Below are 26,029 nucleotides of genomic sequence, written 5' to 3' on the forward strand. Positions count from 1 at the left end.
GGCGTAGGGAGGAAACAGCATGGGCACAGCCATATCTTCGGTCGAGTCCGTCACCACGGGTCCGATCCAGGGCAGCGTCAAGCACTACAAAGAGGTCGACGGCCTGCGGATTCCCGTGCGCCGGATCAACCTGACCAACGGCGACACGTTCGACGTCTTCGACACCTCCGGCCCGTACACCGACGACAACGCGGTGATCGATCTCGAGGCCGGGCTGCCGAAGCTGCGCGACGAGTGGACCACACCGGAAGTCGACGGCCCGCGCACCCAGCTGCACTGGGCGCGCCAGGGCATCATCACCGACGAGATGCGCTTCATCGCGGCCCGCGAGGGCGTCTCCGCCGAACTGGTGCGCGAGGAGGTCGCCGCCGGTCGCGCGGTGATTCCGGCCAACCACAGGCATCCAGAACTCGAGCCGACCATCATCGGCAAGAAGTTCCTGGTGAAGATCAATGCCAATATCGGCAACTCGGCGGTGTCGTCCTCGATCGCCGAGGAGGTCGAGAAGATGGTGTGGGCCTCGCGCTGGGGCGCCGACACCATCATGGATCTGTCCACCGGTAAGAACATCCACGAGACGCGCGAATGGATCCTGCGCAACTCTCCGGTCCCGATCGGCACCGTGCCGATATACCAGGCTCTCGAGAAGGTGAACGGTGATCCCACCAAACTCACCTGGGAGATGTACCGCGACACCGTGATCGAGCAGTGCGAGCAGGGTGTCGACTACATGACCGTGCACGCGGGCGTGCTGCTGCGCTACATCCCGTTGACCGCCAAGCGCGTCACCGGCATCGTTTCGCGCGGCGGGTCCATCATGGCCGCGTGGTGCCTGGCCCACCACCAGGAATCGTTCCTGTACACGCACTTTCGGGAACTGTGCGAGATCCTGGCGCGCTACGACGTCACCTTCTCCCTCGGTGACGGCCTGCGTCCCGGCTCCATCGCCGACGCCAACGACGAAGCCCAGTTCGCCGAACTGCGCACGCTCGGCGAACTGACCAAGATCGCGAAATCCTTTGGCGTACAGGTGATGATCGAAGGCCCCGGTCACGTGCCGATGCACAAGATCGTCGAGAACGTGCGGCTCGAGGAGGAACTGTGTGAGGAGGCACCGTTCTACACCCTCGGCCCGCTCGCCACTGACATCGCGCCCGCCTACGACCACATCACCTCAGCCATCGGCGCCGCGATCATCGCCCAGGCCGGGACCGCCATGCTCTGCTACGTCACCCCCAAGGAGCATCTGGGCCTACCCAACCGCGACGACGTCAAGGTCGGCGTGATCACCTACAAGATCGCCGCCCACGCCGCCGACCTCGCCAAGGGCCACCCGCACGCCCAGGACCGCGACAACGAATTGTCCAAGGCCCGTTTCGAATTCCGCTGGCACGACCAGTTCGCCTTGTCGCTGGACCCCGACACCGCCCGCGAATACCACGACGAAACCCTGCCCGCCGAACCCGCCAAGACCGCCCACTTCTGCTCCATGTGCGGCCCCAAGTTCTGCTCCATGCGCATCTCCGCCGACGTGCGCGAGTACGCGGAAAAGCAGGGCCTCACCGACGTGGCCGCCATCGAAGCGGGCATGGCCGAGAAGTCCGCCGAATTCGCCGACCACGGCAGCCAGGTCTACCTGCCCGTCGTCTCCTGACAGTCGACATCCTGGACCGTTGATCACCAGGCTCGGGTGGCGGTGGCCTCTTGGCCGACGCGTGCACCAGAGCCTGGTGATCGAACGCCCAACTCGGCTTCGGGCTGTTCGGGCGACGATCGACTTTCGTCGGGGGTGGCGGCTCCGATCGGCGGATTCGGTGGGGAGCGTGGCGACCATAGCTTGGGCTCATGCGAATCAGAGCGATGGTGGTGGCGGGGATGGCCGGGATCGGCCTCGGGACGGCGGCCACGGGACAGGCCGCGCCGACGCGAGAGATGGTGTCCGCCTCGGTCTTCGATGATTTCCTCGAGCGAGCAGTCGAGTCCACGGGATTGCCCGGGGTGTCGGCGGTGATCACGCACCGGGGCGAGGTGGTGCACGCGGGTGGGTACGGACGCGACTCGGCGGGGGCGGCGGTGACGGAGCGGACGCCGATGCGGGTGGCCTCGTTGACCAAGGCATTCACGGCAATGGCGGTGATGATCGCGGTGGAGGACGGGGTGATCGACCTCGACCGGCCGGTCGTCGAACAGCTTCCCGATTTTCGGACCGGGGATTCGCGCTCGGATCGGATCACCGTGCGGCACCTGCTGAATCAGACTTCTGGGCTGGCCGATTCGACCGTCGACATTCGCGCCACCGAGTCGGTGGACTCGCTCGAGCAGTACGTCGCGACGCTGCGTACCGCGCGTCTCGCCGCCGAACCCGGGACTCGATGGGCCTACAGCAATGTCAACTACAACCTGGCCGCGCGGCTGGTCGAGGTCGTGAGTGGGCGCGAGTTCGGTGACTATCTACGGGAGCGGATCTTCGCGCAACTCGGTATGAGCGAGAGCGCACTCGGTGACGAAACCCTCCACCCTGCCCAGGGCTTCAATTCACTGTTCGGCCGGTGGATCACGCGGAGGGAACTGCCGGGCCTTCTCGATGCGAGTGGCAGTGCCGGGGTGATCACCCCCGCTGCCGACAGGGGTCGCTGGCTGATCAGCCAGACCGGCAGCGGTCCGCAGCGGGTGACGGAGGAGAACCTGACCGTCATGCACACGCCGTCGCCGGTGCGTGATTACGGGATGGGGTGGGGGCTCGAACCCGCCGACGCGGCCCGCTGCTGACCCACTCCGGGAACTTGTTCACCTACACCGCAGCCGCCGCCGTCGACCCCACCAGCGGCTACGGCTTCGCCGTGCTCACCAACAGCGCCGCGCTCCATGACGACACCTACGAAATTCTCAGCGGTCTGGTGGCGCTGAGCCGAGGCGAGGACCCCGAGATTCCCGGCGGTGGCAGGCAGTGGACCGAGGGGGTACTCGCGCTGATCGCCGCGGGCCAGGATCGGGTCGCTCAGCTCGAACAGGAGCAGGCGTTGATCGCCGAACGGGTCACCCTGCGTGAACGGACCCGCATCGCCGCCGAGATGCACGACTCCCTCGGCCACGAACTGGCGCTTATCGCCGTGCAGGCCGGGGCTCTCGAACTGTCCCCAGATCTCCCCAGCACGTATCAGGCTGCCGCACAGCGACTTCGCGAATCCGCGGTGATGGCCACGGATCGCCTCCGCGGCACCGTCGCGGTACTGCGCGACACCGGATCCGCACCGAACCTGCCTCACGACGAATCGGTCACCGCGCTGGTGGAGCGCGCCGAGGCCGCGGGGATGGCCGTGTGCCTCAAACGCTCTGAACCGTGGAAACCATTGCCGCCCTTGATCGATCGGGCGATCTATCGCGTGGTCCAGGAGTCACTCACCAACGCGGCCCGACCTGCCCCTGGTGCACCGATCACGGTCGCGCTCGGCGCGACACCCACCGCGGCCATCGTTACCGTCGCCAATCCGGCGACCCACTCCATCGCCGACGACGCCCTGCTCAGGAGCGTGGCGTTCTATCCAGCCGCCACCGACCCAACCGCCCCACGATCCCGGCAGCCGATGAGGCGAGGGCCGTCGCCCCGACCGGCCCCGGCGACCCACGCCACGACCTCGGCACGGATTGCCGGGCGCCCACGTCGCAGAGCGGTGGCGGCGCACCGAATGCGTGCGACAGCGCCGCCGGCAGTGGACTGGCGGGGCTGCGCGAACAGGCCCGGCTCGTGGGTGGGAGCTTGTCGGCGGGGGTCGAGGAGGGGGCATTCGTGGTGCGGGCGCAGTTCCCACTGGAGGAGGTGCAGCGATGACCATCCGGGTGCTGCTCGCTGACGACGAGGCCATGATCCGCGCGGGGATTCGGGCGATTCTCGGTACCGATCCGGGGATCGAGGTCGTCGCCGAGGCGGCGGACGGGCATGCGGCGGTGGAGTCCGCGTTGGCGCATCGGCCCGATGTCGTACTGATGGATGTGCGCATGCCCCGGTTGGACGGTCTCGCGGCGGCCGCCGAATTGCGTACGGCGGCACCCGAGATCGCGGTGGTCGCCCGCGTTGGCCGAGGATTGTCGAACCAGGACATCGCCACCGAACTCTTCCTCGCCGAAGCCACGGTGAAAGCCCACGTCAGCACCATCCTGCGGCGCCTCGCGCTGCGCAATCGAGTCCAAGCCGCCATCCTCGCCCACGAAGCTGGCCTCTCCGACTCGTAGCGCGCACCGGCGTCGGGTCGCCCGGGTACCAGCCCGACCTGGACCGTTGATCACCACGCTCTGGTGGCGCCGCCACTCGGCCGATACTTACCGCAGAGCGTGGTGATCAACGGTCCAACATCCCGCCCATGGGGCCGGGGTCGGTGGGCGGTCCCGTGGTCGGCCTCACCTCGAGGCGGGTAGCGTCGGCGGGGTGGCCGATGCCTTCTATCTCCCCGACCCGGCGGACCCGAATCGGTTCGTCTCCACCGAGCTGACGCGCGGGCCCTGGTCGCCCGACGCTCAGCACGCGGGACCGCCTTCGGCCCTGCTCGGGCATGTGATCGAGCGGTGCGAGCCGCGCGCGGGGTTCCAGGTCGGGCGGGTCGCGGTGGAGATACTCGGGCCGGTGCCGTTGGAGCCGTTGACCGCGCAGGCGAAAGTGGTGCGGTCGGGGCGGAGCGTGGAACTGATCGAGGCGACATTGTCGTCGGAACGCGGGCCCGTGATGCGAGCCAACGCATGGCGGCTCAAGTTGGCCGAGCCCGCGCTGGACCTGCCGATGGAGTTCCTGCCGACCGGTCACCGCTCGATGCCCACGGGGACCGAACCGGCGATGTTCCCCTCCACCCAGACGATCGGCTTCCACACCGGCATCGAATACTGGTTCCGCACCGGCTCGTTCAGCGAACCGGGACCCGCGGTCTGCTGGGTTCGATTGAAGTACCCCATCGTCGCCGGTACGATGCCGAGCCCGCTGGAACGCACCCTGGCGGCCGCCGATTCGGGCAACGGCGTGAGCGCGGTCCTCGACTGGTCGAAGTATCTGTTCATCAACACCGACCTGACGGTCACCCTGCACCGTCAGCCGGTCGGCGAATGGGTCTGCCTGGACGCGGTCACCCACCCCCAGCCGCACGGCATCGGCATGGCCGAATCCGCGCTGTTCGACGAGCAGGGACCGCTCGGCCGCAGCACTCAGACGCTGCTGCTGGCGCCAAGGGGCTGAACCGCGTCGCCACGATGGTCGCGACGCGCGGGTTCAGCCGTCCAGATGTCTACGCAAAGCGTCCAGTGACCCGTCCCAGTCCCTGGCCATGGCAGCCAAGAACTGTTGGGCAACCCGCATAGGGCCGGAATCGAGTCGGTAGCGCACGCGCCGCCGCTCCCCCGGCTCACCGATCACCAGGCCCGCATCCGACAGCAGGACGAGATGTTTCGCGATCGCCTGCCGGGTGATCGGCAGGCGATCGGCGAGATCGGTCGCGGTGGCGGGGCCGGCGGCGGCGAGTGCGGCGAGCACCGCGCGACGGCTCGGGTCGGCCAGCGCGACGAAGACCCGTTCGGCGGTCGCCTCGAGCTCAGGCCGCATCGAGGTATTCGACCAGTTCACCCAGTTCACTCTTCCAGCCGTCGGTGTTGCCGCCGTAGGCCACCTGGTATTCGTCCCCGGCCAGCTGGGCGAAGCCGGTCTCCACGACCGTGAGCCGCGTTCCGGTGTCGACCGGTTCGAGCGTGAACTCCACGTAGGTGCGGCGCGGGTCGTCCTCGGGCAGGCCGTAGATGTGCCAGGTGAACCCGAACACATTCGGCTCCTCGACGCGCTCCACCCGCATGTTCGCCGTATCCCCGGCATCCCACTTCATCTGCGCCGACCCACCGGGCCGCAGGTCGATGGTGGCCGTGTTGCCGAACCACGTGCCCAACCCTTCGGCGGTGGTGATCGCCGCCCAGACCTTGGCGGGCGGATGGGCGAGCTCGACGGTGCGCGCGATCTGATCAGGGAATCCCATGATGCCTCCTTGAGTAGCAACCAGTTGGTTGCTACTCAATATATTGCAACCATTGGGTTGCGTCAATAGTGTGCGACAAAGCCCGGCCAGAACCCGGAGCCCGACCCGCGGCGCGTGTTCAGCGCACTGGCAGCACCGCGTCGATGAGGGCGCGCGCGGCCAGTCCCGTGCGTTCCCGATCGCCGGTGATCACCCGGTCCTGGATGATCCCGCGCAGCCCGGACACGAGCAGGGTCGCCACCACCTCGGCGCGCTCGGCCGGACCGGTGCGGCGCAACGCGGCGGCGAGCTCGGTGACGAAGGTGGCGATCGCGGCATTCGCGTAGTCCTGATACGGCGAACCCGGCGCACACGCCGCACCGAGCACCTGCAACAGCACACGCACGCTGTCGCCTTCCGTGCCAACGGAATTCAGGTCGAAGAAGCCGATCAGCCGCTCGCGCATCTGGCCGGGCTCCGTCACATCGGCGAACAGCGCCGCGAGGTCGGGCCGCTGCGTGGCCAGCGCCTGGACCAGCAGTTCCTCCTTGGTCTCGAAGTAGTAGATGAGCATCCGGGAGCTGGTGCCGAGCGCGGCCGCCAGCGGGCGCAACGACAGCTCGGCCAGGCCGTGCGCGGCGATGTAGGCCACGACGCCTGCCAGCAGTTCGGCGCGTTTGCGATGGTCGAGAGGACGGGCCGTCGTGGTTACCGCCTACGCGGCGACCACCGCGCTGGCCGACACCATGGACGAGACCTGGTCCCGGCTGCTGCGCGGCGAGAGCGGCATCCGCGCGCTGCCCGACGAACTCCTCGACGAACACGATCTGCCGGTCCGCATCGGCGGTGCGCTCACCGCGTCGCCAGATGCCCAGCTGACGCGCGTCGAACAGCGCAGACACTCCTACGTGGAGCGCCTGGCCCTCGTCCTGGGCAGGCAGGTGTGGCAGGCAGCGGGCGCACCCGATGTGGAAGGCGACCGACTCGCCGTCGCGGTCGGCACCGGACTCGGCGGCGGTGACGCGCTCATCGACGCCGTCGACGCGATGCGCGCGGGCGGCTACCGCAAGGTCTCGCCGCTGGCCGTCCCGATGGTGATGCCCAACGGCGCCGCCGCGACGATCGGGCTCGACATCGGTGCGCAGGCCGGTGTTTTCGCGCCGGTGTCGGCGTGCTCGTCGGGTTCGGAGGCCATCGCGCACGCCTGGCGGTTGATCAGCACCGGCGAGGCCGATGTAGTGGTGACCGGTGGCGTGGAGGGACACATCCACGCGGTGCCGATCGCGGGATTCGCGATGATGCGGGCGATGAGCACGCGCAACGACGAACCCACCCGCGCCTCACGGCCGTTCGAGCGCGATCGCGACGGCTTCGTCTTCGGCGAGGCGGGTGCGCTGCTCGTGCTCGAATCCGAACGCCATGCCAGGGCGCGCGGCGCCGAGATCCACGCGCGGATCCTCGGCGCGGGCATCACTTCCGACGCCTATCACATCGTCGCCTCCGATCCGGCCGGTGTCGGGGCCGCCCGTGCGATGCGCAAAGCCGTTCGTACAGCGGGACTTCGGGACAGCGACATCGACCATGTGAACGCGCACGCCACCTCGACGCCGATCGGTGACGCCTCCGAGGCCGCCGCCATCACCGGGGTGACACCGGGCGCCTCGGTCTATGCCCCGAAATCGGCGCTCGGACACTCGATCGGCGCGGTCGGCGCGCTCGAATCGGTGCTCACCGTGCTGAGTCTGCGCGAGCAGATCGTGCCGCCCACCCTGAACTACGACAACGCCGACCCGGCGATCGAGATGGATGTCGTCGCCGGGTCGGCGCGGCGGCAGCGGATCGACTACGCGCTCAACAATTCCTTCGGCTTCGGCGGCCACAATGTGGCACTGGCCTTCGGCCGGGCCTGACTCGGTCCGACCGGGTTCGGATCAGCTCGAGGATTCGCGCGCGCGGCTCGAGATCTGTTGCACAGCCCAGCCGTTGCCGTCGGGATCGCTGAAGAAGACGAAGCCCACATTGTCGAGCGGATGCGGCGCTTCGGCGGGGTTCTGGCCCAGTACCTGCACGTCGGTGACCTCGACACCGCGCGCCACCAACTCCGCGTGCGCCTGCTCGATGTCGGGCACGACGAGCTGCAGACCCTTCAGCGAGCCGGGCGGCATCTCGGGCACCGCGCCCTTGCCGATCACGATCGAACAGCCGGAGCCGGGCGGGGTGAGTTGCACGACGCGGATGTCGTCGCCGACCACCGTGTCGTGGTCGACGACGAAGCCGAGACGCTCGGCGTAGAACCGCTTGGCCCGGTCGATATCGGAGACCGGGACGATCACGACTTCCAGAGTCCAGTTCACGCGCCTCAGTCTGCCACGGTCAGGCCCGCCGCTCCCAGCGCCAGGCGAATTCGCCCACGGCCGGCGCCGGTCCGGGCAGCTCGCCCGTGGCGCTCATGCCGTCGACGAGCACGGCGAGCAGGCGTTTGCGCAGTTGCGCGGTGCGTACGGGATCGGGCACGCCGACGGCGGCGCACGCGTCGAGCACGAGGGCCAGGTCCAGCGCGGTGAAGTCGGCGCGCAGCCTGCCGGTGGCGTGTGCGCGGCGAATCAGTTCCTCGGCGGCCTCGCCCGCGTGGATCACCTCCGGCACGAGCGAGTCGTCGGGGGTGAAAGTGCCTGCCAGGTGCACCGCGAGCGAGTGCACATCGGCCTCGACCACTCTTTCCAGGAACCCGACCAGCCCGCGCCAGCCATCCGAATCCTCCAGCGCCGCATCGGCTTCGGCGTTGTACTGGCGCAGCCCTTCGTAACACAGGGTGCGCAGCAGCACTTCCTTGCTCGGGTATCGGCGGTAGAGCGCGCTGATCCCGACGCCCGCGCGCTCGGCCACGGCCGCGATCGGCGCGGTCGGATCGTCCAGGAACACGGCCCTGGCGGCGTCGAGGATCAGCTCGTTGTTGCGCGCGGCCTGCGCCTTGCGGCCGGACAGGCGGGGCTGATCTGCGGGTTCGGTCTGCTGTGCCATGAATATCAGCCTACCACTTGAAACGGAATGATCCGTTCTGCTACGGTTGGAACAGAACGAAGCATTCCGTTTCCGAAAGAGGAGTCGTCATGACCCACACGGCCACCGTCACCCCGTTCCACATCGAGATCCCCCAGGCCCGCCTCGACGACCTCGCCGACCGCCTGCGCCGTGCGCTGTACCCGCACGAGCTGCCCGGCGTCGGCGACGCCTACGGCGTCCCGGCCGATCGAGTCCGCACCCTGGCCACCTACTGGCTGGAGGAATTCGACTGGCGTGCACTGGAATCCGAACTCAACGCCTACCCGCAGTTCACCACCGAGATCGACGGCGAGACCATCCACTTCCTGCACATCCGCTCCGCGCGCCCCGATGCCACGCCGGTGATCCTCACCCACGGCTGGCCGGGCTCGATCCTGGAATTCCTCGACCTCATCGCGCCGCTCACCGACCCGGAATCAGCCGCCGATCCCGCCTTCCACCTGGTCATCCCGTCGCTGCCCGGTTTCGGCTTCTCCGGACCGACCCGCAGCACCGGCTGGAACCGCTACCGGACCGCTCGCGCCTGGGCCGAGCTGATGGCCCGGCTCGGCTACGAGCGCTACGGCGCCATCGGCAACGACGCCGGCTCGATGGTGTCGCCGGAGATCGGCCGGATCGCGCCGCAGAACGTGGTCGGCGTGCACGTCACCCAGCTGTTCTCGTTCCCGTCCGGCGACCCCGCCGAGTTCGAGGGCCTGTCCGAGGCGGACATGGCGGCGCTGCAACATCTGCAGTGGTTCCACGAGAACAAGATGTCGTTCAACACGCTGCACAGCCAGCAGCCGCAGACCCTGGCCTACGCGCTGGCCGACTCGCCGGTCGGGCTGCTCGGCTGGAACGCTCAGCTGTTCGGCGAATCGCTGGACCCGCGTTTCGTCATCGCGAACGTGGCGCTGTACTGGCTCACCGCAACGGCGGGCTCCTCGCTGCGCTTCTACTACGAGGACGCCCACACCAGCGAGCACCCGAGCGAGCCGACGACCGTACCGACCGGGCTGGCGATGTTCGCGGGCGACTTCCAGTCGATCCGTCGCTTCGCCGAGCGCGATCACCGCAATATCGTCAGCTGGAACACCTACGACCCCGGCGCGGCGCAGGGCGACACGAACGGCGCGGCCGGGCACTATGCCGCGCACGAGGCGCCCGAGGTGCTGGTCGGCGACATTCGCCGATTCTTCGCCGGGCTCGCCTGAGTCGGCTCCGGTGCCGCGACCCACGCTCCCCTCATCGGCGCGTGGGTCGCAGCCCCTTCGAATCATGCACCAGCTCAGTGCGATACGCCCGCCAAAGGAGTCGATCAGTGATGTTCGTGCAACTCGCCCCAGGCTGGGAACGGATCCGGGTAGCTGGTCCACACCCCGGCACCCGCGGCGAACTCGGCATCGGTGAGCAGGGCGGCGTCGAGTTCGCGGCGCAGTCCCGCCGCGTCGAGGCGCACGCCGATGAACACGATCTCCTGGCCGGCGGGAACCTCGAGCGCCGACCACCAGGCACCGGGCTCGAAGGTCAGATTCGGCCCGGCCTGCGACCAGATGGCGGCCAGCTCGGGACGACTGGCGATCCAGCAGAACCCCTTGCTGCGCAGCATCCCGCGCAAGCGCTCGAGCGCGGCGGCCAGGCGCTGCGGATGGAACGGCCGATCGGCGACGAAGGTCAGGCTGCTGATGCCGTATTCCTCGGTCTCGGGCGTGTGCCCGCCGGCCAGCTCCTCGGCCCAGCCCTCGGCCTCGGCGGCCACCACCGGGTTGTAGCGCCCGGTACCGAGCACCTCGCTCAGGTCGACCACGCCTTTCTCGGCGCGCAGGATGTGCGCGCGCGGGTTGAGCCTGCGCACCGTCGCCTCGACGGTGGCCGCGGCATTGGCGCTCACCAGATCGGTCTTGTTGATCAGCAGCACATCGGCGAACTCCACCTGGTCGACCAGCAGGTCGGCGATAGTGCGCGAATCGCCCTCGCCCGCTTCGAGATCACGCTCGGCCAGGCCGTCGCCGCGGACCAGTTCGGCCAGGAAGGTCGAGGCGTCGACGACGGTCACCATGGTGTCGAGGCGGGCGATCTCGCCGAGGCGGAAGCCATCCTCGAACTCCCAGTCGAAGGTGGCCGCCACCGGCATGGGTTCGGAGATGCCCGTCGACTCGATCACCAACTGGTCGAACCGGCCCGCGCGGGCCAGGCGCGCGACGGCCTCGATCAGGTCCTCCCGCAAGGTGCAGCAGATGCAGCCGTTGGTGAGTTCGACCAGCTTCTCCTCGGTGCGATCGAGATGCCCCTGGCCGGCGATCAGCGCCGCGTCGATGTTGACCTCGCTCATGTCGTTGACGATCACCGCGACCCGGCGCCCGTCGCGGTTGGCGAGGATGTGGTTGAGCAGGGTGGTCTTACCCGCGCCGAGGAAGCCGGACAGCACGGTGACGGGCAGGGACGTGGAAGGCGGGGTGATGGTCACCCATTAATGATAATGGTTTTCATTTGTTGTTGGCGGGTGGGGTCTCGAAATCGGACACACGGTCGTAGGGTTGGGACGTGAAGATGTTGCCGCTGCCCCCCGATGGCCAGACCCCCGTTCGCGCGCTCACCATCGCGGGCACCGACTCCGGTGGCGGCGCCGGAATCCAGGCCGACTCCCGGACCATGGCGCTGTGCGGAGTGCACGCCTGCGTGGCGGTTGCCGCGGTGACGGTGCAGAACACGCTGGGCGTCAGCGGTTTTCACGAGATCCCGCCGAATGTCGTCGCCGATCAGGTGCGCGTGGTCGTGCGCGATATCGGTATCGGCGCGGCCAAGACCGGCATGCTGGCATCCACCGCCATCATCGAAGCCGTCGCCGGGGTGTGCCGCGAACTCGGTATCGGCCGCGACGGCGACATCCCGCTGGTCGTCGACCCGGTCGCCGCGTCCATGCACGGCGACCCGCTGCTGCACGCCGAGGCGCTCGACGCGGTCCGCAACACCCTGATCCCGCTGGCCACCGTGGTCACCCCGAACCTCGACGAGGTCCGGCTGATCACCGGCATCGAGGTGGTCGACGACGCCACCGCGCGCAAAGCCGCCGAGGCGCTGCACGCGCTCGGCGCGCAGTGGTCGATCGTCAAGGGCGGGCACCTGCGCGCCTCGGAGTTCAGCACCGACCTGCTCTACGACGGCGACACCTTCCGCGAGTTCACCGCACCGCGCATCGCCACCGGCAACGATCACGGCGGCGGCGACACCCTGGCCGCGGCCATCGCCAGCGCCCTCGCCAACGGATACCCGGTACCCGACGCGGTGGAGTTCGCCAAGGAGTGGACCCACCGCTGCCTGTCCGCCTCCTACGATCTCGGCGCAGGCCACGGGCCCGTGTCACCCCTGTGGCGGTTGCACGAGGACGCCTAGCGTGCGTCGGCGAACTTGTCGGTGGCCAGAGCCATACTGAGGTGGTCGCACCCCCCACCGGTCCCAGTGACGTGACCGGCGAGAACAACGAAGTTCGTACCGGTCGCGGCAAACCGACCCCGCACATCCCGACCCCGAGGAGGGATCGCCGACGCAGTCGGCGGTTCGCGCCCGTCCCGCCGATCAGGCGCCGGTGCGTAGGCGACGAAGGAGCAAGCACCGGTGGCTGATCGGCGGGACCGCCGGGGGCGCGAACTCGAGCGCGCCAGCGCTCCAACTACACAGCGAAGGCGTCGCGTAGTGGCTGCGACGGATCGATCGTGATGCCGTTGAAGCGGGCGTGCGCCATGGCCAGTGCCGAGATGCTCTCGGCCAGATAGTCGATGAAGCGCTCGACCGGCATCACCGACACCTCGCGCTGATTCGCGCCGAGCCACCAGTCCGTGGCCGAGGCCACCGCACCGAAGATCGAGTAGTTCACCAATTCGATCCCGGCCACGTCGATCGATTCCGTCGGCAGCAGGCCGGCGAAGAACTCGGCGGCGCGCCGGGCGGATTGGCGGGCGGCCACGAGCGCCCGTTCGGTTTCGCGGGCCTGCTGGCTGAAATGGCTGTGCAGCATGAACCGGAAGACGTTCGGATGCTCGGTCACCACGGCCACGTACTCGGCGGCCGCGCGATGCACCAGTTCCGCGATCGAGTCGTCGGTCAGGTTCACGCCGCTGAGCATTCGCTCCCACAGGGTGTCGCGTAGCCGGTCGACAATCGCGTTGTAGAGGTCGGTCTTGTCCTCGAAATGGCGATACAGCTTCGGCTTGGCCGCGCCGGCTTCCTTGGCGATGTCGCCCATGCTGACCTCGGGGCCGAAGCGGTCGAGCGCGCGGAACGCGGCGTCGACGAATTCGATCCGGACCCGTACCCGGTGCTCACGCCACCGTTCGGTCCGCGCGTCGACGCGACGAACCGGCGACTCCTCTGCCCTCCGGTACACACGCGCCACGGGCGTAATACTAAGCGGCCCGCGCCGCCGCACCGTGCGCCCTCCTCGGTGCCGGGTCGCCGCAGTCGGCCTGCGACGCACACCACAGTTGCCGCAACAGCAACTTTTCTGGCGTCCCGCCAGTGGATCACCGCACTATCGAATCGACCCGATCACCGCGTCGACCAGGGATGGAGCACCCATGACCGAGACCGTACCCACCGCCGAACAGTACTGGGAAAACTTCTACCGCGAACGCGAACAGGTCTGGACCGGCAACCCCAATCCCCTGCTCGTCCGCGAGGTGCACGGCCTGAGTCCGGGGACCGTGCTCGATCTCGGGTGCGGCGAGGGCGCCGACGCGATCTGGCTGGCCGAGCAGGGCTGGCGGGTGACCGCTGTCGACGTCTCGGCCACGGCCATGGCCCGCGGCGAGCAGCGCGCGGCGGCGGCCGGGCTGACGATCGCCTGGGAGCGCCACGACCTGCGGGCCACCTTCCCCGCCGGATCCTTCGACCTGGTCTCCGCGCAGTTCCTGCACTCGCCGGTGGAGCTCCCCGACGAGCGCGCCGGGATTCTGCGCTCGGCCGCGGCCGCCGTCGCACCGGGTGGGGTGCTGATCGTCGGCGGGCACGCGGGCTGGCCGAGCTGGGCGGACACGCCCCCGCACGACTACGCCTTCCCGACCGTCGAGCAGGTGCTCGAGCAGCTCGAGCTCGCGCCTGGTCAATGGCAGGTCGACACCGCCGAGCTCGTCCACAGCGCCTCGACCAGCCCCGACGGCGTCGTCGGCGAGCGGGCCGACAGCGTGATCCGCGTGCATCGCACCTGAGCCCGATCAGGCTGGGGCGAGGGTCCCACGCGGGGCGACCCAGCGGTGGTTGAGGTCGACCACTCAGGCGACCGTTTCGAAATCGGCGTCGTAGTGGAGCAGGTCGCCAGGGTCAGCTGGGGTTGTCGAGGGCCGCGTGCAGCGTCGATGCCCACTGGTCGACGATCAATTTGCGCCGCGCCGAGTCGTCGGTGAGGACGTCGGCGAGGCCGAGGCCGCGGGCCAGGTCGAGGGTGGCCTGGACGAGGTGATGGTTGACCGGGTTCGAGTCGTCGACCCCGAGCGCTTCGACGGCGCGGCGGTGGGCGATGCGGCCGAAGCGGGCCTCGAGGGGGACGATGCGTTCGCGCAGGGCAGGGTCGGCGGCGGCGTGGGTCCAGACCTGGAGGGCGGCTTTGAACAGCGGTGAGGTGTAGGACTCGACCAGGCCGGAGACCACGGCGCGGGTGCGGCCCTCCCCCTCGGCGACCCCGCTGATCGCGGCCGCCTCGGCGGTGGACTGGTCCATGCGGGTGTCGAACATGTACTCGAGCGCGCCGGTGATCAGGTCCTCGCGGGTGGGGAAATGGTGCTGGGCGGCCCCGCGTGACACCCCGGCCCGTTCGGCGACCACCGACACGGTGGCGGCTGCCCAGCCGGTCTCGGCCAGGCAGTCGATGGTCGCCTCCAGCAGCCGCTGCCGGGTGGCCCGGCTGCGGTCCTGCTTGGGTTCGTGGGGTGTCGCCATTGCCCTATTGTGCCCAGCTGGGCGGGCGCTTCTGGAAGAAGGCCGTCATACCCTCGATCACCTCGGGGGTGCCGAAGAAGCCCGCCGAGCGCTGCGCGAGCGCCTCGGCCTCGGCGTCGAAGGTGGCCAGCAGGGTCGCGTTGACCAGCTTCTTGGACTCGGCCAGACCCTGCGGCGAACCCTTGCGCAGTTCGCCGGCAAGGCGTTCGACCTCGGCGGCGGCATCGGCGACCGCCACGGTGACCAGCCCGATCTCCTGCGCGGTCGCGGCGTCGAACTTCTCGCCGGTGAGGAAGTAGCGCCCGGCCGCGCGCTGGTCAAGGCGCGGCACCAGGGTGAGCGAGATCATGAACGGCGCCATCCCGATCCGCACCTCGGTGAGCGCGAAACTGCTGCCCGGCCCGGCCACGACGAGATCGCAGGCACCGATGATGCCCATGCCACCGGCCCGGACATTGCCGTCGATCTGCGCGATGACCGGCTTGGGCGAGGTGAGGATGCCGCGCAGCACGTCGATCATCACGCGGGTGCGCTCGTCGGCGGCCACCGCGGGATCGGCGGTGCTCGCCTCCTTGAGGTCGGCCCCGGCGCAGAAAGTGTCGCCGGTGTGGGTGAGCACGATCCCCCGTACGGTGGGATCGGTTGCCGCCGCGTCCAATCCGGCCACCAGCTCGCGAACGAGCTTGGACGAGAGCGCATTACGGTTGTGCGGGGAATCAAACGTCAACGTCGCGAATCCATCGACGACTTCGTAGCGCACGTACGGCGTATCACCAGAATCACTCATCGAATCCTCCTCGAGCTTCCAAAGAACCAGTCATCAACCGCACTCCCGTCACATCGCACCCGAGTCCGCCATGCCAGCACTCCCAGCGCACCCGGCACCACCGAAGTCGGCCACCTCCCGCACTCCCAGCGCACCCGGCACCACCGAAGTCGGCCACCTCCCGCACTCCCAGCACACCCGGCACCACCTGAGTCCGCCATGACCGCACTCCCAACCCCGCACCCGCGACCCCGAGGAGCGGCGGCCACGCAGTGGCCGGTCGCGGCCGGGTCGCCGGTCAGGCGCCGTTGCGTACGCGACGAAGGAGCAAGCAACGGTGCCTGACCGGCGGCCCTTCGGGGCCGCGACTCGAGCGCGCCAGCGCTCCAACAAACACAACCTCCTTGGACAACCGGACAATCAATACGAACGCGGCAACCCGAGCGAATGCTGCGAAACGAAGTTCAGAATCATCTCGCGGCTAACTGGCGCGATGCGCATGATGCGCGCCGCCTGCAGCATCGCCGACAACCCCACCTCCTTGGTCAGACCCGACCCGCCGTGGGTCTGGATCGCCTGGTCGAGGGCCTTGATGCTGGCCTCGGCCGCCGCGTACTTGGCCATGTTGGCGGCCTCGGCGGCACCGAACTCGTCGCCGGAGTCGTAGAGCGTCGCGGCCTTCTGCATCATCAGCTTCGCCAGTTCCAGCTCGATCTTGATCTGCGCCAGCGGATGCGAAATGCCCTGGTGCGCACCGATCGGCGTCTTCCAGACCGTGCGCTCCTTGGCGTACTCGACCGCGCGGTCGATGGCGTAGCGGCCCAGGCCGATAGCCATGGCCGAGCCCATGATGCGCTCGGGGTTCAGCCCGGCGAACAGCTGGGCCAGGGCCGCGTCCTCGGAGCCGACGAGGGCGTCGGCGGGCAGGCGCACATCGTCGAAGAACAGGGTGTACTGGTGGTCGGGCTCGATCACGTCCATCTCCTGGACGTTCTTCACCAGGCCAGGCGCGTCGACCGGCACGATGAACAGCGCGGGCTTGAGCTTGCCCGTCTTGTGGTCCTCGGTGCGCGAGACCACCAGGATGGCCTCGGCCTGATCGACACCGGAGATGAAGATCTTGCGGCCGTTGAGGATCCAGTCGTCGCCGTCACGACGGGCGGTGGTGGTGATCTGGTGCGAGTTGGAACCGGCGTCGGGTTCGGTGATGGCGAAGACCATCTTCGACGAGCCGTCGGCCAGCTTGGGCAGCCAGTTCTGTTTCTGCGCGTCGGTGCCGTACTTGGTGATGATGGTGCCGCAGATGGCCGGGGAGACCACCATCAGCAGCAGACCGGCGCCCTGCGCCGACAGCTCCTCCTGCACCAGCGCCAGCTCGTACATGCCCGCGCCGCCGCCGCCGAATTCCTCGGGCAGGTTCACGCCGAGGAAGCCGAGCTTGCCCGCCTCGTCCCACAGTTCGGTGAGCGGCTCGTTCTTGCGCGAGAGCGGCAGCACGTAGTCGCGGTAGTTGTACTTGCTCGCCAGCGACGCGACGGCCGCCCGCAGCGCGGTCTGCTCTTCGGTTTCGATGAAGCTCATGCCTCCACCTCGCTGGCGCTCGGCTGCGGCATGCGCTCCGCGCGCTGGCACATGATTCTCTCGCTTCGCTCGTTCATGCCTGCTCCTGCTCTTCTTCCTCGACCACCGCGAGGACGGTTCCGACCTCGACCTGCTGGCCGACGGTCACGTTCAAGGCACTGAGAATGCCGGTGGCGGGCGCGGCGATGGTGTGCTCCATCTTCATCGCCTCCAGCCACAGAATGGGTTGGCCCTGCTTCACCTGGTCGCCTTCGGCGGCGCCGAGGCGGATCACGCTGCCGGGCATCGGTGCGAGCAGCGAACCGGCCGCGACCTGCTCGGACGGGTCGGTGAAGCGCGGCAGCCTGCGCACCGACACCGGGCCGAGCGGAGAGTCCACCGCGACGAGGTCGCCGTAGCGGGCGATCTCGAACTGCCTGCGCACCGGGCCGCGCTCGCCCGGCACCGCGAGCACGACGCGATCGGGCGCCGCCGAGATCAGCTCGAGGCCGTCGTGGCCCTCCACCGTCACGCCGGTGCGGGTGTAGCGGTAGCGCACCTCGTGCGTCCCGGAGGTGCGGCTCTCGTAGGACTTGGTTTGCGGCAGCGAGGCCAGATTGCGCCAGCCGTTGGGCGCCAGGCGGGTGAACCGGCTGGCGGCGTGATTGGCGGCCGAATCGGCCAGTGCCGCGGCCACGATCGAGAGCGCTTCGTCGGCTTCCGAGGCCAACGGCGCCGAGAGCGCGGCCAGGTCGTGGGTGGCGAAGAAGGCGGTATCGGTGTCACCGGCCAGGAACGCCGGATGCCGCAGCACCCGCACGAGCAGGTCGCGGTTGGTGACCAGACCGTGGATCTTGGCCCGCTGCAGCGCGGTGGCGAGCAGATGTGCTGCCTCGGAACGGGTTTCGGCGTAGGAGATCACCTTGGCCAGCATCGGGTCGTAGTGCACGCCCACCACCGAATCGTCGACGACGCCGGTGTCCAGGCGCACGCCGGGCTGATCGAGCACGGTGAATTCGGCTGCGGTGAAGGGAATCTCGAGCTTGTGGACCGGACCGCTCTGTGGCTGCCAGTCCTGCGCGGGATCCTCGGCGTAGAGGCGGACCTCGATCGAGTGGCCGCGCAGCGCGGGCTGGGTAGCGGGCAGCGGCAGCCCCGAAGCCACCTGCAACTGCAGGCGAACCAGGTCGAGGCCGGTGGTCTGCTCGGTGACCGGATGTTCCACTTGCAGCCGGGTGTTCATCTCCAGGAAGAAGAACTCGCCCTTCTCGTCTGCCAGGAACTCGACCGTACCCGCACCCTCGTAGCCGATCGCCTCGGCGGCCAGTCGAGCCGCCTCGAAGAGCCGGTCCCGCATGCTCGGCCCATCGGCGCCGCTCCCGGAGCCTGCGTGGTCACGCTCCGCTACCGCCTCCGGCCCCTGAGCTCGCAGCGCGTCGACCTTCTCGACCAGCGGCGAGGGCGCCTCTTCGACGACCTTCTGATGGCGCCGCTGGATCGAGCACTCGCGTTCGCCCACGGCCCAGGTCTTGCCGAAAGTATCGGACATGACCTGCACTTCGATGTGGCGTCCGGTCTCGAGGTAGCGCTCGCAGAACACGGTCGGATCGCCGAAGGCCGACTCGGCTTCGCGCTGTGCCGCCGCGATCTGGTCCCGCAGCTCACCGAGCTCGCGCACCACGCGCATACCGCGACCACCACCACCGGCGGAAGCCTTGATGAGCACCGGCAGGTGCGCCTCGGTGACCTCGGCCGGATCCAGCTCGGCCAGGACGGGCACACCGGCCGCGTCCATCATCTTCTTGGACTCGACCTTCGAGCCCATCTGCTCGATGGCCGCGACCGGCGGCCCGATCCACACCAGACCGGCGTCGAGCACCGATCGCGCGAATTCGGCGTTCTCGGAGAGGAATCCGTAGCCGGGATGAATCGCGTCGGCACCGGCCGCCAGCGCCGCCTCGATGATCAGTTCACCACGCAGATAGGTCTCGGCGGGGGTGTTGCCGGGCAGGCGGATGGCCGCGTCGGCCTCGGACACGTGCGGTGCAGCGGCGTCGGCGTCGGAGTAGACAGCCGTGGTGCCGATACCCATCCGACGACAGGTGGCGAAAACCCGGCGCGCGATCTCACCCCGGTTGGCGACGAGAACATTCGTGAGCCCGCCCGTCACCCGGCCGCCGCCCCGCACGGAATCGCTTCGCGATGCTGAAGTCATGTCGCGCCTCACATTCGGAAGACGCCGAAGCCCTCGGCGCCCTGGATCGGTGCGTTGTGAATGGCCGACAAAGCCATCCCCAGCACGGTTCGGGTATCTCGGGGGTCGATGATGCCGTCGTCGAACAGCCTGCCCGACAAGAACATCGGCATCGCCTCGGCTTCGATCTGCGCTTCCACCATCGCCGCCAGACCGGCCGCCGCCTCCTCGTCGAAGGGCAGGCCCTTGGCTTCGGCCGCGCCGCGCTGCACGATGGTGAGCACACCACCGAGCTGCGCGCCGCCCATCACGGCGGATTTCGCGCTCGGCCAGGCGAACAGGAAGCGCGGATTGAACGCCCGTCCGCACATGCCGTAGTGCCCGGCGCCATAGGAGGCGCCCATCAGCAGCGAGATGTGTGGCACCTTGGAGTTGGCGACCGCGTTGATCATCATCGCGCCGTGCTTGATGATGCCGCCGTGCTCGTACTCCCTGCCGACCATGTAGCCGGTGGTGTTGTGCAGGAACAGCAGTGGGGTGTTCTTCTTGTTGGCCAGCTGGATGAACTGGGTGGCCTTCTGCGATTCCTCGGAGAACAGCACGCCGCGTGCGTTGGCCAGGATGCCGATCGGGAAGCCGTTGATCTCGGCCCACCCGGTGACCAGGCTCGAACCGTAGAGCGGCTTGAACTCATCGAAGTCGGAGCCGTCGACAACGCGGGCGATCACCTCGCGCGGGTCGAACGGGATCTTCAGATCCGAGGGCACGATGCCGAGCAGTTCCTCGGGATCGTAGAGCGGCGAGATCACCTCCGCACGCGGCTCGGGGCCCTGCTTCTTCCAGTTCAGACGGCGCACGATACCGCGACCGAGGCGAATGGCGTCCTGCTCGTCGGCGGCCATGTAGTCGGCCAGACCCGATGTGCGGGCGTGCATCTCGGCGCCACCGAGAGTCTCGTCGTCGGAGTCCTCGCCGGTGGCCATCTTCACCAGCGGCGGGCCGGCCAGGAAGACCTTCGCGCCCTCCTTGACCATCACCACGTAGTCGGACATACCGGGGATGTAGGCACCACCGGCGGTCGAGTTGCCGAAAACCAGGGAGATGGTGGGGATTCCGGCGGCCGATGCCTGGGTCAGGTCGCGGAACATCGCGCCACCAGGAATGAAGACTTCCTTCTGCGTCGGCAGATCAGCGCCGCCGGACTCGACCAGCGAGATCACCGGTAGCCGGTTCTCCCGCACGATGTCGTTGATCCGCAACGTCTTGCGCAGCGTCCACGGGTTGGAGGTGCCACCACGCACGGTGGGATCCGGCGCGACGATCATGCACTCGACCCCCTCGACGATTCCGATCCCGGCGATCGTCGACGCGCCGACGTGGAAGTCGCTGCCCCATGCCGCGAGCGGGCACAGCTCCAGGAACGGCGAGTCCTCGTCCAGCAGCAACTCGATGCGCTCACGCGCGGTCAGCTTGCCGCGCTTGTGATGCCGGGCCACCTTCTCGGGCCCGCCACCGGCGATGGCCTTGGCGAATTCGTCCTCGATCTCGGCGAGCTTGGTCGACATCGCCTCGGCGGCCGCGCCGTACTCGGGCGAGGCGGTGTCGAGCGCGGAACGGAAGGTCGTCACGACTGGTACCCCAATACTTTCGACGCCAGCATGGTCAGGATCTCGTTGGTGCCGCCACCGATGCCGATGATGCGGATGTCGCGGTAGATGCGCTCCACCTCGGACTCGCGCATGTAGCCCATCCCGCCGTGCAACTGAACGGCCTGGTTGGCCACCCATTCCACGGTTTCGACGGCGGTGTTCTTGGCGAAGCAGACCTCGGCGATCAGGCCCTGTTCGCCGTTCTCGACGCGCTCGACCAGCGAGCGGGTGTAGACGCGGGCGAGGTCGACGCGCCGGGCCATCTCGGTCAGCGTCATCTGGACCGACTGGCGGCTGATCAGCGGACGGCCGAAGGTCTCACGGTTGCGGGTCCACTCGAGGGTGAGGTCGAGGGCGCGCTGGGCCATCGAGTACGCCTGCACGGCGAGGCCGACCCGCTCGCTGACGAACGCGTTGGCGATCTGGGCGAAGCCGGAGTTCTCGGCGCCGACCAGGTTCGAAACAGGCACCCGCACATCGGTGTACGAGAGCTCACCGGTGTCGGAGGCCAGCCAGCCCATCTTCTCGAGCTTGCGGGTCACCTCGAAGCCCGGCGTGTCGGTCGGCACGATGACCAGCGAGACGCCTGCCGCGCCCGGCCCGCCGGTGCGCACCGCGGTGACGATGAAGTCGGCACGGCAGGCCGAGGTGATGAAGGTCTTGGCGCCGTTGATGACGAAGTCGTCGCCATCGCGCACCGCGGAGGTGGTGAGGTGGCCGACATCGGAGCCGCCGCCGGGCTCGGTGATGGCCAGCGAGCCGATCAGGTCACCGGCCAGGGTCGGCTTGACCCACTTGTCGATCTGGTCTTGGTTGCCCGAGGCGATGATGTGCGGCAACGAGATTCCGCAGGTGAACAGCGAGGCCCACAGGCCGCCCGAGGCGCCCGCGTAGTGCAATTCCTCACTCAGCACGACACCATCGATCGGCGAACCCCCTTCGCCGCCGGCGAATTCGGGGAACTCGATGCCCAGCAGGCCGAGTTCGCCCGCCTTCTTGTGCAGTTCACGCGGGATCAGGCCTTCGCGCTCCCAGCTGTCGAGATCGGGCAGGATCTCCCGCTCGACGAACCCGCGCACGGTGGCACGCAGCTCTTTTCGCTCCGGTGTTTCCCAAACAGAGGTCATGCTGTTGTCTCCTGTCGCGTGCACGGGCGCCCTGCGTGGTCACGCTCCGCTACCGCCTCCGGGCGCTGACCGTTCACGCGAGCAGCTCCGTCGGCAGATCGAGGTGGCGGGAGCGCAGCCATTCGCCGAGCCCCTTGGCCTGCGGGTCGAAACGCGCCTGGTAGGCGACGCCCTTGCCGAGCAGGCCGGAGATGATGAAGTTGACCGCGCGCAGATTGGGCAGCACGTGGCGGGTGACGGTGAGTTCGGCCGTCTCGGGCAGCAGTTCCCGCAGCTTCTCGACTGTGAGGGTGTGCACCAACCACCGCCATTGCTGGTCGGTGCGCACCCAGACGCCGATGTTGGCGTCCCCGCCCTTGTCGCCGCTGCGGGCAAGAGCGATCGAGCCGAGCGGGACTCGGCGGGTCTCGGAAGGCGGCAGGGCCGCGGGCAACTCCGGTTCGGAAACCGGTTCGAGCACAACGGTTTCCGTGGCGGGCGCGATGTCGAGGCGGGTGCCGTCGGCCAGCACCGCGACGTGGGGCACCTCGTGCGCGTCGACGAAGCCGGGGGTGAACACGCCGTAGGGCGCACCGTTGCCGGGCAGGGTGGTGAAGCTCGCGCCCGGGTAGCTCGCCAGCGCGAGTTCCACAGCGACACTGGAGAACCCGCGGCCGACCTTGTTCGGATCGGGATCGCGCACCACACAGCGCAGCAGCGCGCTGGCTTGTTCCTCGGTGTCGGCGTCGGGGCGGTCCAGGCGTGCCAGCGTCCAGCTGAGTTCGGCGGGCTTGACCGGCAGCCAGGCTTCCAGCTGACGCTGGGCCAGCGCGGCCTTGGCCTCGATGTCGAGACCGGTGAGGATGAACTCCATCTCGTTGCGGAAACCGCCGAGGGTGTTCAGTGAGACCTTGAGCTGGGGCGGCGGGGCTTCCCCGGTCACGCCGCTGATCAGCACCCGGTCCTTGCCCTCCTGGCTGACGGTGATGCTGTCGAGCCGGGTGGTGACGTCGGGTCCGGCGTAGCGGGCGCCCTGGATCTCGTACATGAGCTGGGCTTCGACCGTGTCGGCGGTGACCGCGCCGCCGGTGCCGTCGTGCTTGGTGATGACGCTGGACCCGTCGCGGCGGATCTCGGCGATCGGGAAGCCGGGGCGGCCGATGTCACCGAGTTCGGTGAAGAAGGCGAAGTTGCCGCCGGTCGCCTGCGTGCTGCACTCGATCACGTGACCGGCGACCACGGCACCGGCGAGCGCGTCGTAATCGGTTCGGGCCCAGCCGAAGTGGGCCGCGGCCGGGCCGACGATCACCGAGGCGTCGGTGACCCGGCCGGTGACGACGATGTCGGCGCCGGAGTTCAGGCACTCCACGATGCCCCAGGCGCCGAGGTAGGCGTTGGCGGTGAGCGGCTGGCCGAGGTCGAGTTCGGCGGCCCGGCCCACCAGGTCGTCGCCCTCGACGTGGGCGATCTTGGCGTCCAGGCCGAGGTCGGCGGCGACCTTGCGCAGCCGCTCGGCCAGCCCGGCCGGATTCAGGCCCCCGGCGTTGGTGACGATCTGCACGTTCTGCTCGAGCGCGAGACCGAGACAGTCCTCGATCTGCTTCACGAACGTCTTGGCGTAACCGAGGCTGGGGTCCTTCATCCGGTCGCGGCCCAGGATCAGCATGGTCAGCTCGGCGAGGTAGTCGCCGGTGAGCACGTCGAGCTGACCACCCTCGAGCATCTCGCGCATGGCGCCGAGGCGATCACCGTAGAACCCGGAGCAGTTGCCGATCCTGATCAGGTCCGGATCAGCGGAGAGTGCACTCATGCACCCCAGGATCACATCGGTTCAGAAAAAAAGCAAGCATGCGTGCTTGTTAATCGCCCTCGACGCTACTGTGACCGCTCGGCCATCGGCCGCAGGCCACACGAGGCGGCGAAGCCCTCCGACTCGATGCCGAGCGCCACGTTGCCACGAGTGGTCATGTTCGCGAACCCGATCACACTCCCCAGCTCGACCACGGCAGCGGCACCGAGCTGGTCGAGCAGGCGGGCGACCAGCTCGTCGGTCACCGTCAGCGGGGTCTGGCTCATCGCCTCGGCGAACTCGAGCACGTCCCGCTCGAGCGGTGTGAACACCGCCGACTCGCGCCAGCGCGGGATCTGCTGCGCCTTGTCCATGTCGAGGCCGTGGTTGTTGGCCATGAAGTAGTTGAAGTCCAGGCACCAGGTGCAGCCGACCAGCGACGCGACCGCCATGTGGGCATACGACTTCAGCGCCTCGTCACAGCTGTCCCATTTCTGCATCTTGCGACCGAAGCCCATCGAGGTCTTCAAGACCTGCTGGTTGTGCCACATCACGCCCAACGACTCAGGGACCTTGCCGAACATGCGCGCGCTCATCTTCTTCACGACGGCGCCGAACAGGCCGTTGATCTCGGCTGGGGGGATTCGGGGGGTCATCGCTGCTCCTAGGAGTCGTGTCGGATGGTTTCACCCCTGTAGACACCGGCCACCCGCGATTTGTGACAGATCGCCATGACAGCATGGAGCCCGCCCGCGCCCACAACGAAAGAGAAGCCACCATGTCGTCCTCGACCGCCGTGATCCTGATGTTCGCCCTCACCGGGTTCCTGCTGGGCGGGGCCTTCACGACCTGGAAGACCAACCGGCAGATGTCGATCGCCCTGCTCGTCGCCGCCGGGCTCGCCGCCCTCGGTGCGGTGCTCTGGCTGTAGTAGGTCAGGTGGTGCTGAGCTTGTAGATCCGAACGTCCTCGGGGACGCCGTTGAGCGGGGCCGCCCAGAAGTTGCGTTTGTACGGCTTGACGGTGACGCCGAGTTCGGCGAGGGTCTCCGGGCGCAGCGCGGCCAGGGTGGTGCTCGACAGCATCGTGTTGCCGTTGCCGCCCGCCTCCATCATCCTGGCGGCGATGTTGACGTCCACGCCGAGCCAGTCGCCACCGATCTCGCGCGGGGTGCCGGTGTGCAGGCCGACCCGCATGCGCGGGCGATAGCCGTCGACCTCCACCTCGGCGAGGTTGCGGCGGGCCGCCAGCGCGGCGCGCACGGCGCGGTCCGGCGAGGAGAACACCGCCATCAGGCCGTCGCCCATGCGTTTGACCACCTGACCGCCCCGCTCGGCGATCGGCGGCTCGATGGCCTTGGCGACCTGCCGCAGCAGGGTCAGCGTGCGCTCGTCGCCCGCCGCGAGCGACCAGCTGGAGAACGCCACCAGATCGGTGAACACGATGGTCACCGGTTCGGACCCGCGCCCGCGCCCGACCCGCTCCAGCGCCGCCTGCCAGACCTGCAGCGCGCCGAAACCGATCTCCCTGGCCGCGCTGGGCGCGCCACCGGCGATCTTGTCCGCGGCCCTGGCCACCGCGCGGGCGCCACCGGGGCCCGAGACCGACAGCGGATCGCCGAAAGCGGGGTCACCGGGCAGCTGCTGGCGGGCCTTGCGCAGGGCACCGATCACATCGGCGCGCCGGTTGGCCGCCTGCAGTTTCGACGAGAGCTGAACCCGCCGACGACCGGGGCGCGGTTCGGCATCATCGGATGCGCGGTCGTCCCGTTCACCAACGATCGGCTCCAACGGAATCACCACCTCCGCCGCGACGTCGCGTCGCCGCGGATCCCTCCCGCCAGAAGGCGTTTCACTCACGTCACGAGGGTAGCCGATCCGCCTCCCCGCGACGCCGGCCAGATTCCGGCGCCTACGAAAAGCAGGAGCCTCCGGCGTCCGGGCAGCGGACGCCGGAGGCTTCCGGGCTGTGACCTCCCGACAAGGTCACGCCCTGGCAACCCGGGCTCTTG

At 68.7% G+C, this 26,029-nt stretch carries 26 protein-coding genes; 10 read left to right on the forward strand and 16 right to left on the reverse strand.

The window, feature by feature from the left end:
• Nucleotides 1-19: 19 nt before the first annotated feature.
• The 5 genes from thiC (at nucleotide 20) to BOX37_RS30955 (ending at nucleotide 5,218) form a co-directional block, all read left to right on the forward strand.
• The gene (gene thiC, locus BOX37_RS30935) at nucleotides 20-1,654 is read left to right on the forward strand and encodes a phosphomethylpyrimidine synthase ThiC (protein WP_071930694.1); all 1,635 of its coding nucleotides are present in this window, start codon (nucleotides 20-22) and stop codon (nucleotides 1,652-1,654) included.
• A 191-nt stretch (nucleotides 1,655-1,845) separates the two neighbouring features.
• Nucleotides 1,846-2,769 carry a serine hydrolase domain-containing protein gene (locus BOX37_RS30940; protein WP_071930695.1) on the forward strand — a complete coding sequence of 308 codons (924 nt, stop codon included), beginning with the start codon at nucleotides 1,846-1,848 and terminating at the stop codon, nucleotides 2,767-2,769.
• Nucleotides 2,733-3,851 carry a sensor histidine kinase gene (locus tag BOX37_RS30945; protein WP_071930696.1) on the forward strand — a complete coding sequence of 373 codons (1,119 nt, stop codon included), beginning with the start codon at nucleotides 2,733-2,735 and terminating at the stop codon, nucleotides 3,849-3,851. Before BOX37_RS30940 ends, BOX37_RS30945 begins: the two co-directional genes overlap by 37 nt.
• A complete protein-coding gene (locus BOX37_RS30950) occupies nucleotides 3,826-4,230 on the forward strand; it encodes a response regulator transcription factor (protein WP_071930697.1) in 405 nt (134 codons plus the stop codon). The genes BOX37_RS30945 and BOX37_RS30950 overlap by 26 nt, the downstream gene beginning before the upstream one ends.
• A gap of 193 nt (nucleotides 4,231-4,423) precedes the next feature.
• Nucleotides 4,424-5,218 carry a thioesterase family protein gene (locus tag BOX37_RS30955; protein ID WP_071930698.1) on the forward strand — a complete coding sequence of 265 codons (795 nt, stop codon included), beginning with the start codon at nucleotides 4,424-4,426 and terminating at the stop codon, nucleotides 5,216-5,218.
• Between the two features lie 33 nt (nucleotides 5,219-5,251).
• On the opposite strand, the gene BOX37_RS30960 is transcribed toward BOX37_RS30955, so the two are convergent.
• The 3 genes from BOX37_RS30960 to BOX37_RS30970 form a co-directional block, all read right to left on the reverse strand.
• Nucleotides 5,252-5,581 carry an ArsR/SmtB family transcription factor gene (locus tag BOX37_RS30960; RefSeq protein ID WP_071930699.1) on the reverse strand — a complete coding sequence of 110 codons (330 nt, stop codon included), beginning with the start codon at nucleotides 5,579-5,581 and terminating at the stop codon, nucleotides 5,252-5,254.
• Nucleotides 5,571-6,002 carry an SRPBCC domain-containing protein gene (locus BOX37_RS30965; protein WP_071930700.1) on the reverse strand — a complete coding sequence of 144 codons (432 nt, stop codon included), beginning with the start codon at nucleotides 6,000-6,002 and terminating at the stop codon, nucleotides 5,571-5,573. Before BOX37_RS30965 ends, BOX37_RS30960 begins: the two co-directional genes overlap by 11 nt.
• A 118-nt stretch (nucleotides 6,003-6,120) precedes the next feature.
• The gene (locus tag BOX37_RS30970; protein WP_240505119.1) at nucleotides 6,121-6,633 is read right to left on the reverse strand and encodes a TetR/AcrR family transcriptional regulator; all 513 of its coding nucleotides are present in this window, start codon (nucleotides 6,631-6,633) and stop codon (nucleotides 6,121-6,123) included.
• A gap of 94 nt (nucleotides 6,634-6,727) precedes the next feature.
• On the opposite strand from BOX37_RS30970, the gene BOX37_RS30975 reads away from it, so the two are divergent.
• Nucleotides 6,728-7,891, forward strand: a complete 1,164-nt coding sequence (locus BOX37_RS30975; protein WP_240505475.1) for a KasA/KasB family beta-ketoacyl-ACP synthase — start codon at nucleotides 6,728-6,730, stop codon at nucleotides 7,889-7,891.
• Nucleotides 7,892-7,912: 21 nt separating this feature from the next.
• Here BOX37_RS30975 and BOX37_RS30980 read toward each other — a convergent pair whose 3' ends face one another.
• Both BOX37_RS30980 and BOX37_RS30985 read right to left on the reverse strand, forming a co-directional pair.
• Nucleotides 7,913-8,335 carry a VOC family protein gene (locus BOX37_RS30980; RefSeq protein ID WP_071930703.1) on the reverse strand — a complete coding sequence of 141 codons (423 nt, stop codon included), beginning with the start codon at nucleotides 8,333-8,335 and terminating at the stop codon, nucleotides 7,913-7,915.
• Between the two features lie 19 nt (nucleotides 8,336-8,354).
• On the reverse strand, nucleotides 8,355-9,002 hold the full coding sequence (locus BOX37_RS30985) for a TetR/AcrR family transcriptional regulator (RefSeq protein ID WP_071930704.1): 648 nt from the start codon (nucleotides 9,000-9,002) through the stop codon (nucleotides 8,355-8,357).
• Nucleotides 9,003-9,091: 89 nt separating this feature from the next.
• Here BOX37_RS30985 and BOX37_RS30990 point away from each other — a divergent pair, with 89 nt between their 5' ends.
• A complete protein-coding gene (locus BOX37_RS30990) occupies nucleotides 9,092-10,237 on the forward strand; it encodes an epoxide hydrolase family protein (RefSeq protein ID WP_071930705.1) in 1,146 nt (381 codons plus the stop codon).
• A 104-nt stretch (nucleotides 10,238-10,341) separates the two neighbouring features.
• Here BOX37_RS30990 and BOX37_RS30995 read toward each other — a convergent pair whose 3' ends face one another.
• Nucleotides 10,342-11,490: a GTP-binding protein gene (locus BOX37_RS30995; protein ID WP_071930706.1), complete on the reverse strand. Its 1,149-nt coding sequence runs from the start codon at nucleotides 11,488-11,490 to the stop codon at nucleotides 10,342-10,344.
• Between the two features lie 77 nt (nucleotides 11,491-11,567).
• On the opposite strand from BOX37_RS30995, the gene thiD reads away from it, so the two are divergent.
• Nucleotides 11,568-12,416 carry a bifunctional hydroxymethylpyrimidine kinase/phosphomethylpyrimidine kinase gene (gene thiD / locus BOX37_RS31000; protein ID WP_071930707.1) on the forward strand — a complete coding sequence of 283 codons (849 nt, stop codon included), beginning with the start codon at nucleotides 11,568-11,570 and terminating at the stop codon, nucleotides 12,414-12,416.
• A 277-nt stretch (nucleotides 12,417-12,693) separates the two neighbouring features.
• Here the strand turns inward: thiD and BOX37_RS31005 are convergent, their stop codons facing one another.
• On the reverse strand, nucleotides 12,694-13,449 hold the full coding sequence (locus tag BOX37_RS31005) for a TetR/AcrR family transcriptional regulator (RefSeq protein WP_240505120.1): 756 nt from the start codon (nucleotides 13,447-13,449) through the stop codon (nucleotides 12,694-12,696).
• 148 nt (nucleotides 13,450-13,597) lie between these two features.
• Here BOX37_RS31005 and BOX37_RS31010 point away from each other — a divergent pair, with 148 nt between their 5' ends.
• The gene (locus tag BOX37_RS31010; RefSeq protein ID WP_156910636.1) at nucleotides 13,598-14,227 is read left to right on the forward strand and encodes a class I SAM-dependent methyltransferase; all 630 of its coding nucleotides are present in this window, start codon (nucleotides 13,598-13,600) and stop codon (nucleotides 14,225-14,227) included.
• Between the two features lie 112 nt (nucleotides 14,228-14,339).
• Here the strand turns inward: BOX37_RS31010 and BOX37_RS31015 are convergent, their stop codons facing one another.
• The 8 genes from BOX37_RS31015 to BOX37_RS31050 form a co-directional block, all read right to left on the reverse strand.
• Nucleotides 14,340-14,954: a TetR/AcrR family transcriptional regulator gene (locus tag BOX37_RS31015; protein ID WP_071930708.1), complete on the reverse strand. Its 615-nt coding sequence runs from the start codon at nucleotides 14,952-14,954 to the stop codon at nucleotides 14,340-14,342.
• Nucleotides 14,955-14,958: 4 nt separating this feature from the next.
• Nucleotides 14,959-15,741: an enoyl-CoA hydratase family protein gene (locus BOX37_RS31020; RefSeq protein WP_071930709.1), complete on the reverse strand. Its 783-nt coding sequence runs from the start codon at nucleotides 15,739-15,741 to the stop codon at nucleotides 14,959-14,961.
• 399 nt (nucleotides 15,742-16,140) lie between these two features.
• Nucleotides 16,141-17,301, reverse strand: coding sequence for an acyl-CoA dehydrogenase family protein (locus tag BOX37_RS31025; protein ID WP_071930710.1), 1,161 nt, complete (start codon nucleotides 17,299-17,301; stop codon nucleotides 16,141-16,143).
• A 73-nt stretch (nucleotides 17,302-17,374) separates the two neighbouring features.
• A complete protein-coding gene (locus BOX37_RS31030; RefSeq protein ID WP_071930711.1) occupies nucleotides 17,375-19,495 on the reverse strand; it encodes an acetyl/propionyl/methylcrotonyl-CoA carboxylase subunit alpha in 2,121 nt (706 codons plus the stop codon).
• An 8-nt stretch (nucleotides 19,496-19,503) separates the two neighbouring features.
• Complete coding sequence (locus BOX37_RS31035; RefSeq protein ID WP_071930712.1) at nucleotides 19,504-21,102, reverse strand: acyl-CoA carboxylase subunit beta; 1,599 nt, start codon at nucleotides 21,100-21,102, stop codon at nucleotides 19,504-19,506.
• Nucleotides 21,099-22,250 carry an acyl-CoA dehydrogenase family protein gene (locus BOX37_RS31040; RefSeq protein ID WP_071930713.1) on the reverse strand — a complete coding sequence of 384 codons (1,152 nt, stop codon included), beginning with the start codon at nucleotides 22,248-22,250 and terminating at the stop codon, nucleotides 21,099-21,101. Before BOX37_RS31040 ends, BOX37_RS31035 begins: the two co-directional genes overlap by 4 nt.
• A 73-nt stretch (nucleotides 22,251-22,323) precedes the next feature.
• Nucleotides 22,324-24,039, reverse strand: a complete 1,716-nt coding sequence (locus BOX37_RS31045; protein WP_071930714.1) for an acyclic terpene utilization AtuA family protein — start codon at nucleotides 24,037-24,039, stop codon at nucleotides 22,324-22,326.
• Between the two features lie 65 nt (nucleotides 24,040-24,104).
• On the reverse strand, nucleotides 24,105-24,674 hold the full coding sequence (locus BOX37_RS31050) for a carboxymuconolactone decarboxylase family protein (RefSeq protein ID WP_071930715.1): 570 nt from the start codon (nucleotides 24,672-24,674) through the stop codon (nucleotides 24,105-24,107).
• A gap of 62 nt (nucleotides 24,675-24,736) precedes the next feature.
• On the opposite strand from BOX37_RS31050, the gene BOX37_RS34495 reads away from it, so the two are divergent.
• On the forward strand, nucleotides 24,737-24,949 hold the full coding sequence (locus BOX37_RS34495; RefSeq protein WP_156910637.1) for a hypothetical protein: 213 nt from the start codon (nucleotides 24,737-24,739) through the stop codon (nucleotides 24,947-24,949).
• A 4-nt stretch (nucleotides 24,950-24,953) separates the two neighbouring features.
• On the opposite strand, the gene BOX37_RS31055 is transcribed toward BOX37_RS34495, so the two are convergent.
• The gene (locus BOX37_RS31055; protein WP_420811642.1) at nucleotides 24,954-25,817 is read right to left on the reverse strand and encodes an adenylate/guanylate cyclase domain-containing protein; all 864 of its coding nucleotides are present in this window, start codon (nucleotides 25,815-25,817) and stop codon (nucleotides 24,954-24,956) included.
• Nucleotides 25,818-26,029 lie beyond the last annotated feature (212 nt).

The organism is Nocardia mangyaensis, assembly GCF_001886715.1.
Lineage (GTDB): Bacteria > Actinomycetota > Actinomycetes > Mycobacteriales > Mycobacteriaceae > Nocardia > Nocardia mangyaensis.

Coding starts and splice junctions, on each gene's coding strand:
- thiC (WP_071930694.1), top strand. CDS start 20: ATGGGCACAGCCATATCTTCGGTCGAGTCCGTCACCACGGGTCCGATC.
- BOX37_RS30940 (WP_071930695.1), top strand. CDS start 1,846: ATGCGAATCAGAGCGATGGTGGTGGCGGGGATGGCCGGGATCGGCCTC.
- BOX37_RS30950 (WP_071930697.1), top strand. CDS start 3,826: ATGACCATCCGGGTGCTGCTCGCTGACGACGAGGCCATGATCCGCGCG.
- BOX37_RS30960 (WP_071930699.1), bottom strand. CDS start 5,581: ATGCGGCCTGAGCTCGAGGCGACCGCCGAACGGGTCTTCGTCGCGCTG.
- BOX37_RS30965 (WP_071930700.1), bottom strand. CDS start 6,002: ATGGGATTCCCTGATCAGATCGCGCGCACCGTCGAGCTCGCCCATCCG.
- BOX37_RS30975 (WP_240505475.1), top strand. CDS start 6,728: ATGGACGAGACCTGGTCCCGGCTGCTGCGCGGCGAGAGCGGCATCCGC.
- BOX37_RS30985 (WP_071930704.1), bottom strand. CDS start 9,002: ATGGCACAGCAGACCGAACCCGCAGATCAGCCCCGCCTGTCCGGCCGC.
- BOX37_RS30990 (WP_071930705.1), top strand. CDS start 9,092: ATGACCCACACGGCCACCGTCACCCCGTTCCACATCGAGATCCCCCAG.
- BOX37_RS31010 (WP_156910636.1), top strand. CDS start 13,598: ATGACCGAGACCGTACCCACCGCCGAACAGTACTGGGAAAACTTCTAC.
- BOX37_RS31015 (WP_071930708.1), bottom strand. CDS start 14,954: ATGGCGACACCCCACGAACCCAAGCAGGACCGCAGCCGGGCCACCCGG.
- BOX37_RS31020 (WP_071930709.1), bottom strand. CDS start 15,741: ATGAGTGATTCTGGTGATACGCCGTACGTGCGCTACGAAGTCGTCGAT.
- BOX37_RS31025 (WP_071930710.1), bottom strand. CDS start 17,301: ATGAGCTTCATCGAAACCGAAGAGCAGACCGCGCTGCGGGCGGCCGTC.
- BOX37_RS31030 (WP_071930711.1), bottom strand. CDS start 19,495: ATGACTTCAGCATCGCGAAGCGATTCCGTGCGGGGCGGCGGCCGGGTG.
- BOX37_RS31040 (WP_071930713.1), bottom strand. CDS start 22,250: ATGACCTCTGTTTGGGAAACACCGGAGCGAAAAGAGCTGCGTGCCACC.
- BOX37_RS31045 (WP_071930714.1), bottom strand. CDS start 24,039: ATGAGTGCACTCTCCGCTGATCCGGACCTGATCAGGATCGGCAACTGC.
- BOX37_RS31050 (WP_071930715.1), bottom strand. CDS start 24,674: ATGACCCCCCGAATCCCCCCAGCCGAGATCAACGGCCTGTTCGGCGCC.